The following is a 14,948-nucleotide window of genomic DNA, read 5'->3' as shown; positions in this document are numbered from 1 at the left end:
GTCAGCGCGCCGCGGTGGCGGCGAGGTACGCGTTCAGCGCCTCGTCGTCCACGATGGCCACACGTCCGAAGTCCAGCGACACGATGCCCATGCCTTCCAGCGCGCGCAGCACCTTGTTCACCGTCTGGCGCGACAGGCCCACCAGCTGGCCCAGCTCGTCCTGCGTGAGGTTCAGCCGCCGCGTGCTGCGCCAGAACAGGCGGCTCAGGTACAGCGCGACGCGGTGCTCGGTGGACTGGGTCCGTCCGGCCTCGATGATCGTCATGGCCTGGCCCAGCCGCATGTTCAGGTGCAGCACCAGAAACTGGTTGAACGCCAGGCTGCTCTCGCGCAGCGTTGCGAACAGCGGCAGCGGCAGGCACAGCAGCGTGGTGGGGCGCAGGGCGACCACGTGGTACCGACGGGGCTCGGGCTTCATGGCCGATCCTTCGCCGAACCATTCGCCATCGGGCACGCCGATGAAGGCCGAGGAGCGCCCCTGGCTGGCGGGGCTTTGGAGCATCACCAGGCCGGACAGCACCGCGTGCCAGCCTTGCACGGCACTGCCGGCCGGCATCATCACTGCGCCCTTGTCGCCGTGCGTGGCGAATACCTCGGCGCGCAGGCGCTCCTGCAGGGCTGCGGGCACGCTGGCAAACCAGGGCTGGGCCGCGATGAACCGTGGGGCGGAGGGGGCGGAACTGAGCATGGGCGTGATTGTCACCGCCCACGCCAGGCGTTCAGGGTATTCCCTTGGCCTTTGTCAATGGGACGACAGGTGTTGGCAGGCGCGGCCGCCGCGCGCACACTGCGGCCCTGTTGCATGTGCGCCGGCCGGCCAGTCCGCTTGCCCTGGGCGACACCGCAATGAGACACGCCGCGCTACGATGACCATTCCATTCACCACAACATCCAAGGAGCACACATGCTGGGCCTGATGCAGAGCCAACCGTTGCTGATTTCGTCGTTGATCGAGTTCGCAGAGCGCCACCATGGCGATGCCGAAATCGTGTCGCGGCGGGTCGAGGGCGACATCCACCGCTACACGTACCGCGATCTGGGCGCGCGTGCACGCCGGTTGGCCAATGCGCTGGACGAGCTCAAGCTCGCGTTCAGCGACCGCGTGGCCACCCTGGCCTGGAATGGCTACCGCCACATGGAGATGTATTTCGGCGTGAGCGGCTCCGGCAGGGTGCTGCACACCGTGAACCCGCGCCTGCACCCCGACCAGATCGCCTGGATCATGAACCATGCCGAAGACCAGGTGCTGTGCTTTGACGTGACGTTCCTGCCCCTGGTGCAGGCCGTGCATGCCCGGTGCCCCACGGTGAAGAAATGGGTGGCCCTTTGCGATGCGGACAAGCTGCCCGCGGATTCCGGCATCCCCGGCCTCACGAGCTACGAAGCCTGGATCGGCGCGCAGTCGCCGGACTACGCCTGGCCCGCGTTCGACGAGAACTCGGCATCGAGCATGTGCTACACCAGCGGCACCACGGGCAACCCCAAGGCCGCGCTCTACAGCCACCGCTCGACCACGCTGCACGCCTATGCCGCCGCGCTGCCGGACGTGATGTGCCTGTCGGCCCGCGACTCGGTGCTGCCCGTGGTGCCCATGTTCCACGTCAATGCCTGGGGCATCCCGTACTCGGCGGCGCTCACGGGCTGCAAGCTGGTGTTCCCCGGCCCGGCCATGGATGGCAAGTCGATCTACGAACTCATCGAATCCGAGAAGGTCACCTACGCGGCCGGCGTGCCCACCGTGTGGCAGATGATGCTGGGCCACATGAAGCCGGCCGGCCTGAAGTTCTCCACGCTCCGGCGCACCGTCATCGGCGGCTCGGCCTGCCCGCCCGCGATGATCCATGCGTTCAAGGAAGACTTCGGCGTGGAAGTTCTGCACGCCTGGGGCATGACCGAGATGAGCCCGCTGGGCACGCTGTGCACGCTCAAGAACAAGCACCTGGCCATGTCCAAGGACGACCAGATGAAGATCCTGCAGAAGCAGGGCCGCGCGATCTACGGCGTGGACATGAAGATCGTGGGCAGCGACGGCAGCGAGCTGCCCTGGGACGGCAAGACCTACGGCGACCTGCTGGTCAAGGGGCCGTGGATCGTGGACAGCTACTTCAAGGGCGAGGGCGGCCATCCGCTTATCCAGGATGCCCAGGGCCGGGGATGGTTTCCCACCGGCGACGTGGCCACCATCGATGCCGACGGCTTCATGCAGATCACCGACCGCAGCAAGGACGTGATCAAGTCCGGCGGCGAATGGATCAGCTCCATCGACATCGAGAACATCGCCATGGCGCACCCCGCGATTGCGATGGCGGCCTGCGTGGGCATGCCGCATCCCAAGTGGGATGAGCGCCCCATCGTGGCCGTGGTCAAGCGCACCGGCACCGAGGTCACGCGCGAGGAGCTGCTGGCCTTCTACGAAGGCAAGACCGCCAAGTGGCAGATCCCCGACGACGTGGTGTTCGTCGAGGCCATTCCACTGGGCGCCACCGGCAAGATGCTCAAGACCAAATTGCGCGAGCAATTGAAGGACTACAAGCTTCCGGGCCTTTGAAGAAAGCATGACGGCGGTGGCCTCAATGCATCGCCATCGTCGTGGCCGTCGAATCTGGCGCAGACCAGACCAGGCCAGTGCACCCGTGGAACCGGTTTTGCCGGGCCACCGGGTGCGCCCCCTCCCGCGCAGCGAGAGACGGGTGAAGGCGCGCAGCGCCACAGGGGGTGACACCGATTCCAGTCACGTGTGCGACGCTGGTAGGGGCAATCCCTGAGCATCGCTTTGTTGCAACGCGGTACGCTGCGTTGTGTTGATTTACAAGGAGACAAGACCATGAAATTTGCTATTAAGGCTGTAGCAGCCTCGGTACTGTTGGCAAGCGCTGGCGGGGCATTCGCTCAAAAGGGCGAGACGGTGAAGATCGCCTGGCTCGACCCGCTCTCCGGCCTGATGGCGGCAGTGGGAACGAACCAGCTCAAGAGCTTCCAGTTCATCGCTGAAGAGTTCAACAAGAAGAACCCGGCGGGCGTCAAATTCGAGATCATCGGCATCGACAACAAGCTCAGCCCCCAGGAGACCACGAGCGCCCTGCGTTCGGCCATGGACCAGGGCGCACGCTACGTGGTGCAGGGCAACGGCTCCGGTCCGGCCCTTGCCATCATGGACGCACTGGAAAAGCACAACGCGCGCAATCCCGGCAAGGAAGTGCTGTTCCTGAACTACGCGGCCGTGGACCCCGACCTGACGAACAGCAAGTGCAGCTACTGGCACTTCCGTCTCGATGCAGACACCTCCATGAAGATGGAAGCGCTGACGACCTACATGAAGGACTTGCCTGAAGTCAAGAAGGTCTACCTGATCAACCAGAACTACTCGCACGGCCACCAGGTGGCGAAGTTCGCCAAGGAAATGATGCAGCGCAAGCGCCCCGACGTGCAGTTCGTCGGCGACGACCTGCACCCCCTGGCCCAGGTGCGCGACTTCTCGCCCTACATCGCCAAGATCAAGCAGTCGGGTGCCGACAGCGTGATCACCGGCAACTGGGGTTCCGACCTGGCGCTGCTGATCAAGGCAGCCAACGACGCGGGCCTGAACAACGTCAACTTCTACACCTACTACGGTTCCGTCACCGGCAGCCCCACGGCCATGGGCGCCGCCGCGGCGGGCCGCGTGTACATGGTGGCCTATGCGCACATGAACTTGCCGGGCGAGCTCAACAAGATCGTGGTGGACTACAAGAAGAAGTTCAACGACGACATGTACACCGGTGCCGTGTACCACGCGTTCACCATGCTGTCCGAAGGCTTCGCCAAGGCCAAGTCCACCGACCCGGTCAAGGTGGCCGCCGTGTTCGAAGGCATGAAGTTCAAGAGCTTCAACGGCGAGGTCGAGATGCGCAAGACCGACCACCAGCTGCAGCAGGGCCTGTTCATCTCCAAGTGGGAAAAGGCGGGCGCCAAGTTCCCGATCGACTCGGAGAACACCGGCTACACCTTCGTCCCTGTGAAGTACTACGAGCCCTATGTGGCCAGCACGCCCACGTCGTGCCAGATGAAGCGCCCGTAAATCCGGTTCCATCGCTTCGAGGCCCGACCTACTCGGGCCTTTTTTTTACCTTGCAATGAAAAATTCCAATGAATCCTGAGTTTTTCGTGATTTCCCTGCTGAACGGCGTGAGCTACGGGCTCCTGCTGTTCATGCTGAGCTCGGGCCTCACGCTGATCTTCAGCATGATGGGGGTGCTCAACTTTGCGCACACCAGCTTCTACATGCTGGGGGCTTATTTCGCGTTCACCATCTCCGGGGTGGTGGGCTTCTGGCCGGCGCTGGTGCTGGCCCCGCTCGTCGTGTTCGCGCTGGGCGCCGCCTTCGAGCGCTACTGCCTGCGCCGGGTGCACAAATTCGGGCACGTGCCCGAACTGCTGGTCACCTTCGGCCTTTCGTACCTGATTCTTGAAGTGGTGCAACTGGTGTGGGGACGCTCCACCGTGCCCTATGGCCTTCCGGAGCAACTGCAGGGACCCCTGTTCTCCCTGTATGGCACGCAGTTTCCCAAGTCGCGCTCTTTCGTGATGCTGGTGGCGTTGCTGATGCTGGTATCCGTGTGGCTGCTGCTCACGCGCACACGCATCGGCCTGGTGATCCAGGCGGCACTCAAGTACCCCGAGATGGTGGAAGCGCTGGGCCACAACGTGCCGCGCGTCTTCATGCTGGTGTTCGGCGGCGGCGCCGCGCTGGCCGGCCTGGCCGGCGTGATCGGCGGCAACACCTACGTGACCGAGCCCGCGATGGCGGCATCGGTGGGCTCCATCATCTTCGTGGTGGTGGTGGTCGGCGGCATGGGCTCGCTGGCGGGGGCCTTCCTCGCGTCGCTGCTCATCGGCCTGGTGCAGACCTTCGCCGTGGCGCTCGACTATTCGCTGATCCATGTCTTCCAGGCCGTGGGCGTGGCGGTGACCGACCAGACCTTCGGCTATCCCTTGCTCAAGCTCACGATTTCCCAGGTGGCGCCCATCCTGCCCTATCTGTTCCTCGTGCTGATCCTGATCTTCCGCCCCAAGGGCCTTCTGGGCACGCGGGAGGACTGATGCCATGAATTCCACTACGACAACCACCCCCGCTGTTTCCAGCGCCACCTCCTACTACCGGTTCAAGCCGTGGAACGTGGGCCGGTTCATGATCTGGACCCTGTTCGCGGTCATGCTCATCGTCGCGCCCATGCTGTTTCGCAGCAGCCTGGCGCTGACCATGCTCTCGCAGATCGGCTACCTGATCATCATCTGCCTGTCCTACAACATCCTGCTGGGGCAGGGGGGGATGCTGAGTTTCGGCCACGCGGTGTACACCGGGCTGGGTTCGTTCATCGCCATCCACGCGATGAACATGGCGACCAAGGGCTCGGTCAACATTCCCCTGGTGTTCATCCCGCTGGTCGGCGGCCTGGCCGGAGCGTTCTTCGCCATCCTGCTCGGCTTCGTGACGACCAAGAAGTCGGGCACCACCTTCGCCATGATCACGCTGGGCATTGGCGAACTGGTCGCCTCCATGGCGCTGATGTTCCCTGAGTTCTTTGGCGGGGAGGGCGGCATTACCACCGACCGCGTGTATGGCAAGGCCTTCTTCGGCCTGAACTTCGGCTCGGGCATGCAGGTGTACTACCTGATCGCAGCCTATTGCTTCGTCTGCACCGCCGCCATGTTCGCGTTCACCGGCACGCCGCTGGGCCGCATCCTGAACGCCGTGCGCGACAACCCCGAGCGCGTGGAGTTCATCGGCTACAACACGCAGCGCGTGCGCTACTTCGCGTTCATCATCGCGGGCTTCTTCGCGGGCATTGGCGGGGGGCTCGCCACCATCAACTTCGAGATCATCACGGGCGCCGACAGCCTGAGCGTGATCCGCTCCGGCGGCTACCTGCTGTTCACGTTCCTGGGCGGTGCCACCTTCTTCTTCGGGCCCATCATCGGCGCGGTGCTGCTGGTGCTGGCGTCGGTGCTGCTGTCCGAGCTGTCCAAGGCCTGGCTGCTGTACCTGGGCCTCGTGTTCCTGTTCATGGTGATGTATGCGCCCGGCGGCATCGCCAGCCTGATCATGATGAACCTGCGGCTGGCCAAGTACGGCAAGCTGCGCCCGCTCTGGAGCTCCTACCTGGCCCTGGCCGGCACGGCGCTGGTGGGCGTGATGGGTGCGGCCTGCATGATCGAGATGACCTACCACCTGCAGCTCAACGCAGCGCTGGGGCCTGAGCTGACGTTCCTGGGCGCGACACTCAATGCCAAGGGCTTCACGAGCTGGTTCGGCGCCATTTTCGTGATGGTCACGGGCTTTGGACTCTTTGAACTCTGCCGTCGCCAGTTCGTGCGCCAGTGGAGCACGATCCAGGAAGAGATCGAACATGAAATCAAGCGTGGGGAGGCGCTGTAAACATGGCGGCTGACAACGCAACCAATACCTATGCGCTCGAACTGCGCGACCTGCGCAAGAGCTTTGGCAAGACGGAAATCATCCGTGGCGCGAACCTGGCGGTCGCTCCGGGCGAACGCGTGGCCATCATCGGCCCCAACGGCGCGGGCAAGTCCACGCTGTTCAACCTCATCAGCGGGCGCTTCGCACCCACCAGTGGGGACGTGATCCTCAACGGCCAGCGCATCAACGGCCTGGCACCGTACGAGATCAACCGCAAGGGGCTGTCGCGCAGCTTCCAGATCACGAACATCTTTCCCAAGCTCTCGGTGTTCGAGAACCTGCGCTGCGGCGTGCTGTGGAGCATGGGCTACCGCTACACCTTCCTGCGTTTCCTGTCGAACCTGCACGACGCCAACGAGCGCGCCAAGCAGCTCATGGAGATGATCAAGCTCGACAAGAAACGCGACACGCTGGCCATGAACCTCACGTATGCCGAGCAGCGCGCTCTCGAGATCGGCATCACCATCGCGGGCGGCGCCAACGTGATCCTGCTGGACGAACCCACGGCCGGCATGAGCAAGAGCGAGACCACGCGCTTCATCCACCTGATCAAGGAGGTGACCGAGGGCCGCACCCTGCTCACGGTGGAGCACGACATGGGCGTGGTCTTCGGCCTGGCCGACAAGATCGCCGTGGTGGTGTATGGCGAGGTGATCGCTTTCGATACACCCGAGAAGGTGCGCGCGAATGCGCGCGTGCAGGAGGCCTACCTGGGATCGGCCGTGGCCGACGAGCAGGGCGCGGGACACTGACTTATGCTGAAAATAGACAATCTCCACGCCTACTACGGCAAGAGCCATGTGCTGCATGGCGTGAGCTTCGACGTGCAGCCCGGCGAGATCGTGGCGCTGCTCGGGCGCAACGGCTCGGGCCGCTCCACCACCGCCAAGGCCATCATGGGACTGGTGGACTGGGAGGGCACGCTGCAGTTCAAGGGCCAGGACCTCAATGGCAAGAAGGCCTATGAGATCGCCCACCTGGGCCTGGGCTACGTGCCCGAGAGCCGGGACGTGTTCCCCAACCTCACCGTGCACCAGAACCTGCTGCTCGGCCAGAAGGGCAACGGCAAGGGCAGCCGCTGGTCGTTCGACGACATGTACGAGATGTTCCCGCGCCTCAAGGAGCGCCAGCACACCGAGGCGGGGGTGATGTCCGGCGGCGAGCAGCAGATGCTCACGCTGTGCCGCACGCTCATGGGCGACCCGGACCTGATCATCATCGACGAGCCGACCGAGGGCCTGGCGCCCAAGATCGTCGAACTGGTGGGCCAGTACCTGCAGACCATCAAGGCGCGCGGCATCTCGGTGCTGCTGATCGAGCAGAAGCTGACCATCGCCATGAAGATCTCGGACCGCGCGCTGGTGATGGGGCATGGCTCCATCGTCTTCCAGGGCACGCCGGACAGCCTGCGGGCCGACAACTACATCCGCAAGGAATGGCTGGAGGTATGAAGGCCCCCCGGAGTCGCTTCGCGCCATCCCCCCATGGGGGGGGACGCTCCCAGCGCGGCGGGGCGGCCCTTGCGCGGGAGCGCTGGCCTTGGCCGCGTCCGATTCAAAGGCCATGAGCCCTGCTACAGCCTGTGATTGGCCGAGAGAGGCGCCTGGACTGACCTGGCGCCTCTTTTTTTGCCCGAAGAGACGGGTTGGCGGCCAGGAGCCATGTCCCCACCGGGACAAATTGACACGCCAGCGCCGCGCGAAGTCTCTACAATAAAAACGCACGATCGTTCTTTTTCACTCTCCAAGGAACAACAGCACCATGACCGCTGAATACAAAGTCCACGGCTCCGTTGCCGTGATCACCATGGCCAATCCCCCCGTCAACGGACTCGGTCTGGCGACCCGCCAGGGCATCGTGGACGGCCTCGGCCGTGCCAATGCCGATGCAGCGGTCACTTCCATCGTCATCACCGGCGCTGGCGGGGCCTTCTCCGGGGGGGCCGACATCAAGGAGTTCGGCACCGACAAGTCCCTGCAGGAGCCCAACCTGCTGTCGGTGATCGCCGCCATCGAGAACTCGGCCAAGCCCGTCGTCGCCGCCATGCACACGGTCGCCATGGGCGGTGGCCTGGAGCTGGCTCTGGGTTGCCACTACCGCATTGCCGCGCCTGGCTGCGCCATCGCGCTGCCGGAAGTCAAGCTGGGCCTGATCCCCGGCGCGGGTGGCACGCAGCGCCTGCCGCGCGTGATCGGCGTGGAGGCGGCGCTCAACATGATCGTGAGCGGCGAGCCCGTCAAGAGCGAAATGATTGGTGGCGTGCCAGGCCAGAAGCTGTTCGACAAGATGGCCGCGTCCGCCGAGTCCCTGGCGCAGGAAGCCCTGGCCTTCGCCCAGAGCGTGGCTGACGCCCGTCCGCTGCCCCTGGTGCGCAATTTCCCCTGCAAGCATCCCGAAGGCGACGCGTACTTCCAGTTCGCGCGCAACATGGTCAAGGGCATGGCCAAGAACTTCCCGGCGCCCGCCAAGTGCGTGGACGCGGTCGAAGCCGCCACGAAGAAGAAGTTTGCCGAAGGCATGCTGGTCGAGCGCGAGATCTTCATCAACCTGATGTGGACGGCCGAGTCGCGCGCGCTGCGCCACCTGTTCATGGCCGAGCGTGCGGCCAGCAAGATTCCCGACGTGCCGTCCGACACCCCCAAGCGCGACATCAAGCTGGTGGGCGTGATCGGCGCGGGCACCATGGGTGGCGGCATCTCCATGAATTTCCTGAATGCGGGCATCCCCGTCAAGATCCTGGAGATGAAGCAGGAAGCCCTGGACCGTGGCGTGGCCACGATCAAGAAGAACTACGAAGCCCAGGTCAAGAAAGGCAAGCTCAAGCAGGACAAGTACGAGCAGCGCATGGCCCTGCTGAGCACCACGCTGAGCTACGACGACTTGAAGGACTGCGACCTCATCATCGAAGCCGTGTTCGAGGAGATGGGCGTCAAGGAAGCCGTGTTCAAGCAACTCGACGCTGTGGCCAAGCCCGGCGCCATCCTGGCCTCCAACACCTCCACGCTTGACGTGGACAAGATCGCAGCGTTTACCAAGCGTCCGCAGGACGTGGTGGGCATGCACTTCTTCAGCCCTGCCAACGTGATGAAGCTGCTGGAAGTGGTGCGTGGCAAGCAAACCGCCAAGGATGTGCTGGCCACCGTGATGGCCATCGGCAAGAAGATCAAGAAGACTTCCGTGGTCTCGGGCGTGTGCGATGGTTTCATCGGCAACCGCATGATCGAGCAGTACAGCCGCCAGGCAGGATTTCTGCTGGACGAAGGCTGCACTCCGCAGCAGGTGGACAAGGCGGTCGAGAAGTTCGGCTTTGCCATGGGTCCGTTCCGCATGGGCGACCTGGCCGGCAACGACATCGGCTGGGCCATCCGCAAGCGCCGCGCCGTGGAGCGCGCCGACATGAAGTACAGCCGGACCGCCGACAAACTGTGCGAGCTGGGCCGCTTCGGCCAGAAGACCGGCGCGGGCTGGTACGACTACCAGGCCGGCAAGCGCGATGCGATCCCGAGCGACCTGGTCAACAAGATGATCGAAGACCACCGCAAGGAACTGGGCATCACGCCGCGCAAGATTTCGGACGAAGAGATCGTGCAGCGCCTGGTGTTCGCCCTGGTCAACGAAGGCGCGCACATCCTGGAAGACGGCATCGCCAGCAAGTCGGGCGACATCGACATGGTGTACCTCACGGGCTACGGCTTCCCCATCCACCGTGGCGGCCCCATGCACTACGCCAGCGAAGTGGGCCCGTTCAACGTGGTGCAGGCCATGGACCGCTTTGCCAAGAACCCCAACGACGATGCGGCGTTCTGGAAGCCCGCTCCGCTGCTGGCCAAACTCGCCGCAGAAGGCAAGGCGTTCAACTGACATCGATGCGAAGCCGCACCGCGTGCGCAGGCCGCAGGCCGCCACGGGTGCGTTCCACCCCCTGAAAGGATTTCCCCATGACCTCCGCAGTGATTGTTTCCACCGCCCGCACCCCGCTCGCCAAGAGCTGGAAGGGTTCCTTCAACATGACCCACGGCGCCACGCTGGGCGGCCATGCCGTGCAGCACGCCGTGGCGCGCGCCGGCATCGACGGCGCCGATGTCGATGACGTCATCATGGGTTGCGCCACGCCTGAAGGCGCCACCGGCAGCAACATCGCGCGCCAGATCGCCTTGAAGGCCGGTCTGCCCATCACCGCCTCCGGCGTCACGGTCAACCGCTTTTGCTCTTCGGGCCTGCAGACCATTGCCATGGCAGCTCAGCGCATCATCGCTGGTGAAGCCGATGTGTTCGTGGCCGGCGGCGTGGAGAGCATCTCCTGCGTGCAGCAGGAGATGAACCTGCACATGATCCAGGACCTGGCTCTGGCCAAGCAAAAGCCCGAGATTTACTGGAGCATGCTGCAGACCGCCGAGCAGGTGGCCAAGCGCTACAACATCGGCCGCGAAGCCATGGACGAGTACGGTGCAGGCAGCCAGCAAAAGGCCTGTGCCGCTCAGGCCAACGGCTTGTTCGATGCAGAAATCGCCCCCATCACCGTGACGGCCGGTGTGGCTGACAAGACACTGGGCCTGATCACCAGGCAGGTCACGGTGAGCAAGGACGAAGGCACGCGTGAAGGCACCACGGTCGAGGCGATCCAGGGCCTGCGCTCGGCGCTGCCCGGCGGCCTGATCTCGGCCGGCAATGCCAGCCAGTTTTCCGACGGCGCGGGCGCCTGCGTGGTGACCAGCGAGGAGTACGCCAGCAAGAAGGGCCTGAAACCCCTGGGCCGCTTCCTGGGCTTCGCGGTGGCGGGCTGCGAACCCGACGAGATGGGCATCGGCCCGGTCTTCGCCGTGCCCAAGGTGCTCAAGAAGCTGGGTCTCACGGTCAACGACATCGACCTGTGGGAGCTCAACGAAGCCTTCGCGGTGCAGGTGATCTATTGCCGCGACAAGCTGGGCATTCCGGCGGACCGCCTGAACGTGAACGGGGGGGCCATTGCCGTGGGCCATCCCTACGGCGTGTCGGGCCAGCGCCTCACGGGCCATGCGCTCATCGAAGGCAAGCGCCGCGCCGCCAAGCGCGTGTGCGTGACGATGTGCATTGGCGGCGGCATGGGTGCCGCAGGCGTGTTCGAGGTGTTCTGAGGCATGGCCTCGGACCGCCCCACCGACATGCGGTCCGGGATGGCCTCGCCCGAGGCCTTCCTGGCGCTGGGCCGGCAGGTGCTGGCCAACCAGCCCTTCAGCGTGCTGCTGGGGGCGGAGCTGGCGGCGCTGGCGCCGGGCCGGTGCGAGCTGTCCCTGGCGCTCACGCCGCAGCTGCTCCAGCAGCATGGTTTTGCGCACGGCGGGGTGGTGAGCTATCTCGCGGACAACGCGCTCACCTATGCCGGCGGAACGGCCATGCAGGTGCCGGTGGTCACGTCCGAGTTCAAGATCAACTACCTGCGGCCCGCGGTGGGCGAACGCCTGCTGGCCCGTGCCGAGGCGGTGCACCATGGCAAGAGCCAGGCTGTATGCCGCTGCGAGGTATTTGCGGTCCGAGGCGGGCAGGAAAAGCTCTGCGCCGTGGCGCAGGGCACGATTGCGGCATTGCCCGCTGCGGCGGGGCAGGGCGTGCCGGGCGAAGGGGCCGCGGCGGGCGAAGACTGACGGGATGAAGGGGCGGACTACAAATTGTTTCTTTGTCGGGGCGTGACGTGGAGGTCCGGTGCCGGCCGCACGGGCAGAATCCCCGCGGCCACCGGTGTGCTGGTGGCCCTGGCCTCCGTCCTCCACCCCAACCCGGTACCTTCCATGCGTTGCCTGCTTCCTTCCGCCCCCCTTCTTGTCGCCCTGTCGGCCCTGGCCGTGGCATGTGGCGCCCACGCCCAGAGCTTCAAGCTCCAGCTGCCGCTGGAGTCCGATCCTGACGTGGTGCTGCAGGACATCGTGCTCGACGCGCGGCAGACGCGTGTGACGCTGCTGGTGAAAAACACCACCGACGAGGCGTTTGAGGCCTGCGCGCAGCCCACCGGCTCGGCCGATGCGTTCACGCTCAAGGACCTGGGCAGCGGCGCCGTGCTGCAGCAGCAGGCGATCAGCGGCCTGACGTTCTGCAATGTGAAGATGGACGTGGTGAAGCCCGGCCGCACCAAGATCCTCAAGATCACCTTCCCGCCGCTCCCCGCGGGTGCATCGCGCCTGCAGCTGGGCGAGGCCAGTTGCCAGCCCAGGCCCGATTCGGACATGGACTACTGGTGTTTCAAGAATATTGTGCTGCCCGCACGCTGAGCCCCTGAACGCAGGGGCCGGACCGGGCATTGCACGCAGTGACAAGGAGACCTTATGACCCTGCGTTCCACCCTCGACTTCCTGCTGTACGACTGGCTTGATGCCAAGGCCCTGACGGCCCGCACGCGTTTTTCCGACCATTCGCGCGACACCTTCGACGCGGTGCTCGACACCTGCGAGCGCATCGCGCGCGAGAAGTACGCGCCCTTCAACCGCACGGTGGACATCGAGGAGCCTCATTTCGACGGCGAGAAGGTCACGCTGCCCCAGTGCACGCACGATGCGCAGAAGGCCTACGCGGCCTCGGGCATGCTCAGTGCCGCGCAGGACTACGACATTGGCGGCATGCAGCTGCCCTACACGGTGGAGGCCGCGGCCAACAGCTTCTTCGCCGTGGCGTCGATCAGCATGGGCTCGGGCCTGCTCACGGTGGGCAATGCCAACCTGTTGATGGTGCATGGCACCGAGGCGCAGAAAACCGTGTTCGCGCTCAACGAATTCTCGGGCCGCTTCTCGGGCACCATGTGCCTGTCGGAGCCGCAGGCGGGTTCGTCGCTCAGCGACGTGGCCACGCGCGCCGTGCCCGATGGCGAGGGCTTCGAGAGCGACCCGCTGGGCCCGCGCTACCGCTTGAAGGGCAACAAGATGTGGATCTCGGCCGGCGAGCACGAGCTCACCGAGAACATCATCCATCTGGTGCTGGCCAAGATCCCCGGGCCCGACGGCAAGCTCGTGCCCGGCACCAAGGGCATTTCGCTCTTCATCGTGCCCAAGAAACTGGTGGACACCGAGGGCAAGCTCACCGGCGTGCGCAACGACGTGGCGCTGGCGGGCCTGAACCACAAACTCGGCTGGCGCGGCACGACCAACACGCTGCTCAACTTCGGCGAGGGCAAGTACCCGGTCGATGGCGAGGCCGGCGCCGTGGGCTACCTGGTAGGCCAGCCCGGCAAGGGCCTGCACTGCATGTTCCACATGATGAACGAGGCGCGCATCGGCATCGGCATGGCCGCGACCATGCTGGGCCTGGCGGGCTACTACGCGAGCCTCGACTACGCGAAGAACCGCCCCCAGGGCCGTCCGGTGCAGGGACCCAAGGATGGCGCCGCTGCCGTGGTGAAGGACGTGGCCCAGCCGCAGGTGCGCATCATCGAGCACGCCGACGTCAAGCGCATGCTGCTGGCGCAAAAATCGTACGGCGAGGGCGCGCTGGCGCTCAACCTGTTCTGCGCGCGCCTGGTGGACGAGCAGGCCACGGGCGATTCGGCCGCCGCCGACGAGGCGCGCCTGCTGCTGGAGGTGCTGACTCCCATCGCCAAGAGCTGGCCCAGCGAGTGGTGCCTGGAGGCCAACAGCCTGGCCATCCAGATCCACGGCGGCTACGGCTATACGCGCGATTTCCCGGTGGAGCAGTACTGGCGCGACAACCGCCTGAACATGATCCACGAGGGCACGCACGGCATCCAGGCCATGGACCTGCTGGGCCGCAAGGTGCTGATGGAGGGCGGACGTGGCCTGCAACTGCTGGCCGGGCGCATCAATGCCACCATCGAACGCGCGATCCAGGTGCCCGCGCTGGCCGCGCATGCCAACGCGCTGGGCGCGGCGCTGCAGCAGGTGGGCGCCGCCACCAAGGCCGCATGGGCCACGGGCCAGCCCGCCGACGCGCTGGCCAATGCCGTGCCCTACATGCAGGCCTTTGGCCACATGGTGCTGGCCTGGGTGTGGCTGGACGTGGCGCTGGTCACGCTGGCCGCCGATGCACAGCTGGCCCGGCCGGCCAGCGTGGGCTGCATGGGCGCGATGCGCTTTTTCTTCCACTACGAGCTGCCCAAGATCGGTGCCTGGCTGCAGGTGGTGAGCGCGCGCGATGCGACCTGCGCCGCCTTTCCCGAAGAGGCGTTCTGATGGTGGCACCCCGGACGCTGCAACGCCTGCACAAGCTCATCTGGACGCTCATCTACGGCGGCCTGCTCACGCTGGTGCTGGGCATCGCCACGGGGCGCACCGATGGTGCGCTGGGCTGGAGCCTGGTGGTGGGCGGCGCCCTGGTGGCCGTGGTGGGCGTGGCGCTGATCGCGGTGCGCGCGCGCCTGAAGGCGGGCTGACCCCGCCGGCCGACGCGGGGGCGACACAATGGCCCCGCGTTGCGCCGCACAATCATTGACTGATTTCCCCTGCCGGAACAGCGCGGCGCGTGGCGCCTCCGTTCCGGGCAGACGACCCATCCAGAGCAACCCAAGGAGACA

General features: G+C 65.4%; 13 protein-coding genes. 12 read left to right on the top strand and 1 reads right to left on the bottom strand.

The window, feature by feature from the left end; all coding sequences use genetic code 11:
* Position 1: 1 nt before the first annotated feature.
* Positions 2-688: a Crp/Fnr family transcriptional regulator gene (locus AC3RCE_RS14785; protein ID WP_218341101.1), complete on the bottom strand. Its 687-nt coding sequence runs from the start codon at positions 686-688 to the stop codon at positions 2-4.
* Between the two features lie 216 nt (positions 689-904).
* Between AC3RCE_RS14785 and AC3RCE_RS14780 the strand changes: the two genes are divergently transcribed.
* The 12 genes from AC3RCE_RS14780 (at position 905) to AC3RCE_RS14725 (ending at position 14,807) form a co-directional block, all read left to right on the top strand.
* Positions 905-2,548: a 3-(methylthio)propionyl-CoA ligase gene (locus AC3RCE_RS14780; RefSeq protein WP_492253348.1), complete on the top strand. Its 1,644-nt coding sequence runs from the start codon at positions 905-907 to the stop codon at positions 2,546-2,548.
* Between the two features lie 276 nt (positions 2,549-2,824).
* Positions 2,825-4,057: a branched-chain amino acid ABC transporter substrate-binding protein gene (locus tag AC3RCE_RS14775; RefSeq protein ID WP_218294762.1), complete on the top strand. Its 1,233-nt coding sequence runs from the start codon at positions 2,825-2,827 to the stop codon at positions 4,055-4,057.
* A 68-nt stretch (positions 4,058-4,125) separates the two neighbouring features.
* Positions 4,126-5,079 carry a branched-chain amino acid ABC transporter permease gene (locus AC3RCE_RS14770; protein WP_218294763.1) on the top strand — a complete coding sequence of 318 codons (954 nt, stop codon included), beginning with the start codon at positions 4,126-4,128 and terminating at the stop codon, positions 5,077-5,079.
* Positions 5,080-5,083: 4 nt separating this feature from the next.
* On the top strand, positions 5,084-6,415 hold the full coding sequence (locus AC3RCE_RS14765) for a branched-chain amino acid ABC transporter permease (protein ID WP_218294764.1): 1,332 nt from the start codon (positions 5,084-5,086) through the stop codon (positions 6,413-6,415).
* A 2-nt stretch (positions 6,416-6,417) separates the two neighbouring features.
* Positions 6,418-7,209, top strand: coding sequence for an ABC transporter ATP-binding protein (locus AC3RCE_RS14760; RefSeq protein WP_218294765.1), 792 nt, complete (start codon positions 6,418-6,420; stop codon positions 7,207-7,209).
* A 3-nt stretch (positions 7,210-7,212) separates the two neighbouring features.
* Positions 7,213-7,908: an ABC transporter ATP-binding protein gene (locus AC3RCE_RS14755; protein ID WP_218294766.1), complete on the top strand. Its 696-nt coding sequence runs from the start codon at positions 7,213-7,215 to the stop codon at positions 7,906-7,908.
* A gap of 310 nt (positions 7,909-8,218) precedes the next feature.
* Positions 8,219-10,318, top strand: coding sequence for a 3-hydroxyacyl-CoA dehydrogenase NAD-binding domain-containing protein (locus tag AC3RCE_RS14750; RefSeq protein ID WP_492253347.1), 2,100 nt, complete (start codon positions 8,219-8,221; stop codon positions 10,316-10,318).
* A gap of 77 nt (positions 10,319-10,395) precedes the next feature.
* Complete coding sequence (locus AC3RCE_RS14745) at positions 10,396-11,571, top strand: acetyl-CoA C-acyltransferase (protein ID WP_492253346.1); 1,176 nt, start codon at positions 10,396-10,398, stop codon at positions 11,569-11,571.
* 3 nt (positions 11,572-11,574) lie between these two features.
* The gene (locus AC3RCE_RS14740; RefSeq protein WP_492253345.1) at positions 11,575-12,078 is read left to right on the top strand and encodes a PaaI family thioesterase; all 504 of its coding nucleotides are present in this window, start codon (positions 11,575-11,577) and stop codon (positions 12,076-12,078) included.
* A 144-nt stretch (positions 12,079-12,222) separates the two neighbouring features.
* On the top strand, positions 12,223-12,699 hold the full coding sequence (locus AC3RCE_RS14735; RefSeq protein ID WP_218341104.1) for a hypothetical protein: 477 nt from the start codon (positions 12,223-12,225) through the stop codon (positions 12,697-12,699).
* A 54-nt stretch (positions 12,700-12,753) separates the two neighbouring features.
* A complete protein-coding gene (locus AC3RCE_RS14730; RefSeq protein ID WP_492253344.1) occupies positions 12,754-14,607 on the top strand; it encodes an acyl-CoA dehydrogenase in 1,854 nt (617 codons plus the stop codon).
* Positions 14,607-14,807 (top strand): hypothetical protein, encoded by a 201-nt coding sequence (locus AC3RCE_RS14725; RefSeq protein WP_218294771.1) that lies wholly within the window; start codon positions 14,607-14,609, stop codon positions 14,805-14,807. The genes AC3RCE_RS14730 and AC3RCE_RS14725 overlap by 1 nt, the downstream gene beginning before the upstream one ends.
* The last annotated feature ends 141 nt before the right edge of the window (positions 14,808-14,948 follow it).

This window comes from Acidovorax sp. GW823-FHT05D11 (assembly GCF_058795695.1).
Note: the sequence above shows the minus strand (reverse complement) of the source record. Positions and strands in the feature narration are given on the sequence as shown.

Excerpts from the sequence above, each read along its gene's own strand:
- AC3RCE_RS14750 (WP_492253347.1), top strand. The coding sequence starts at position 8,219 with ATGACCGCTGAATACAAAGTCCACGGCTCCGTTGCCGTGATCACCATG.
- AC3RCE_RS14740 (WP_492253345.1), top strand. The coding sequence starts at position 11,575 with ATGGCCTCGGACCGCCCCACCGACATGCGGTCCGGGATGGCCTCGCCC.
- AC3RCE_RS14770 (WP_218294763.1), top strand. The coding sequence starts at position 4,126 with ATGAATCCTGAGTTTTTCGTGATTTCCCTGCTGAACGGCGTGAGCTAC.
- AC3RCE_RS14785 (WP_218341101.1), bottom strand. The coding sequence starts at position 688 with ATGCTCAGTTCCGCCCCCTCCGCCCCACGGTTCATCGCGGCCCAGCCC.
- AC3RCE_RS14760 (WP_218294765.1), top strand. The coding sequence starts at position 6,418 with ATGGCGGCTGACAACGCAACCAATACCTATGCGCTCGAACTGCGCGAC.
- AC3RCE_RS14765 (WP_218294764.1), top strand. The coding sequence starts at position 5,084 with ATGAATTCCACTACGACAACCACCCCCGCTGTTTCCAGCGCCACCTCC.
- AC3RCE_RS14725 (WP_218294771.1), top strand. The coding sequence starts at position 14,607 with ATGGTGGCACCCCGGACGCTGCAACGCCTGCACAAGCTCATCTGGACG.
- AC3RCE_RS14730 (WP_492253344.1), top strand. The coding sequence starts at position 12,754 with ATGACCCTGCGTTCCACCCTCGACTTCCTGCTGTACGACTGGCTTGAT.
- AC3RCE_RS14780 (WP_492253348.1), top strand. The coding sequence starts at position 905 with ATGCTGGGCCTGATGCAGAGCCAACCGTTGCTGATTTCGTCGTTGATC.
- AC3RCE_RS14745 (WP_492253346.1), top strand. The coding sequence starts at position 10,396 with ATGACCTCCGCAGTGATTGTTTCCACCGCCCGCACCCCGCTCGCCAAG.
- AC3RCE_RS14775 (WP_218294762.1), top strand. The coding sequence starts at position 2,825 with ATGAAATTTGCTATTAAGGCTGTAGCAGCCTCGGTACTGTTGGCAAGC.
- AC3RCE_RS14735 (WP_218341104.1), top strand. The coding sequence starts at position 12,223 with ATGCGTTGCCTGCTTCCTTCCGCCCCCCTTCTTGTCGCCCTGTCGGCC.
- AC3RCE_RS14755 (WP_218294766.1), top strand. The coding sequence starts at position 7,213 with ATGCTGAAAATAGACAATCTCCACGCCTACTACGGCAAGAGCCATGTG.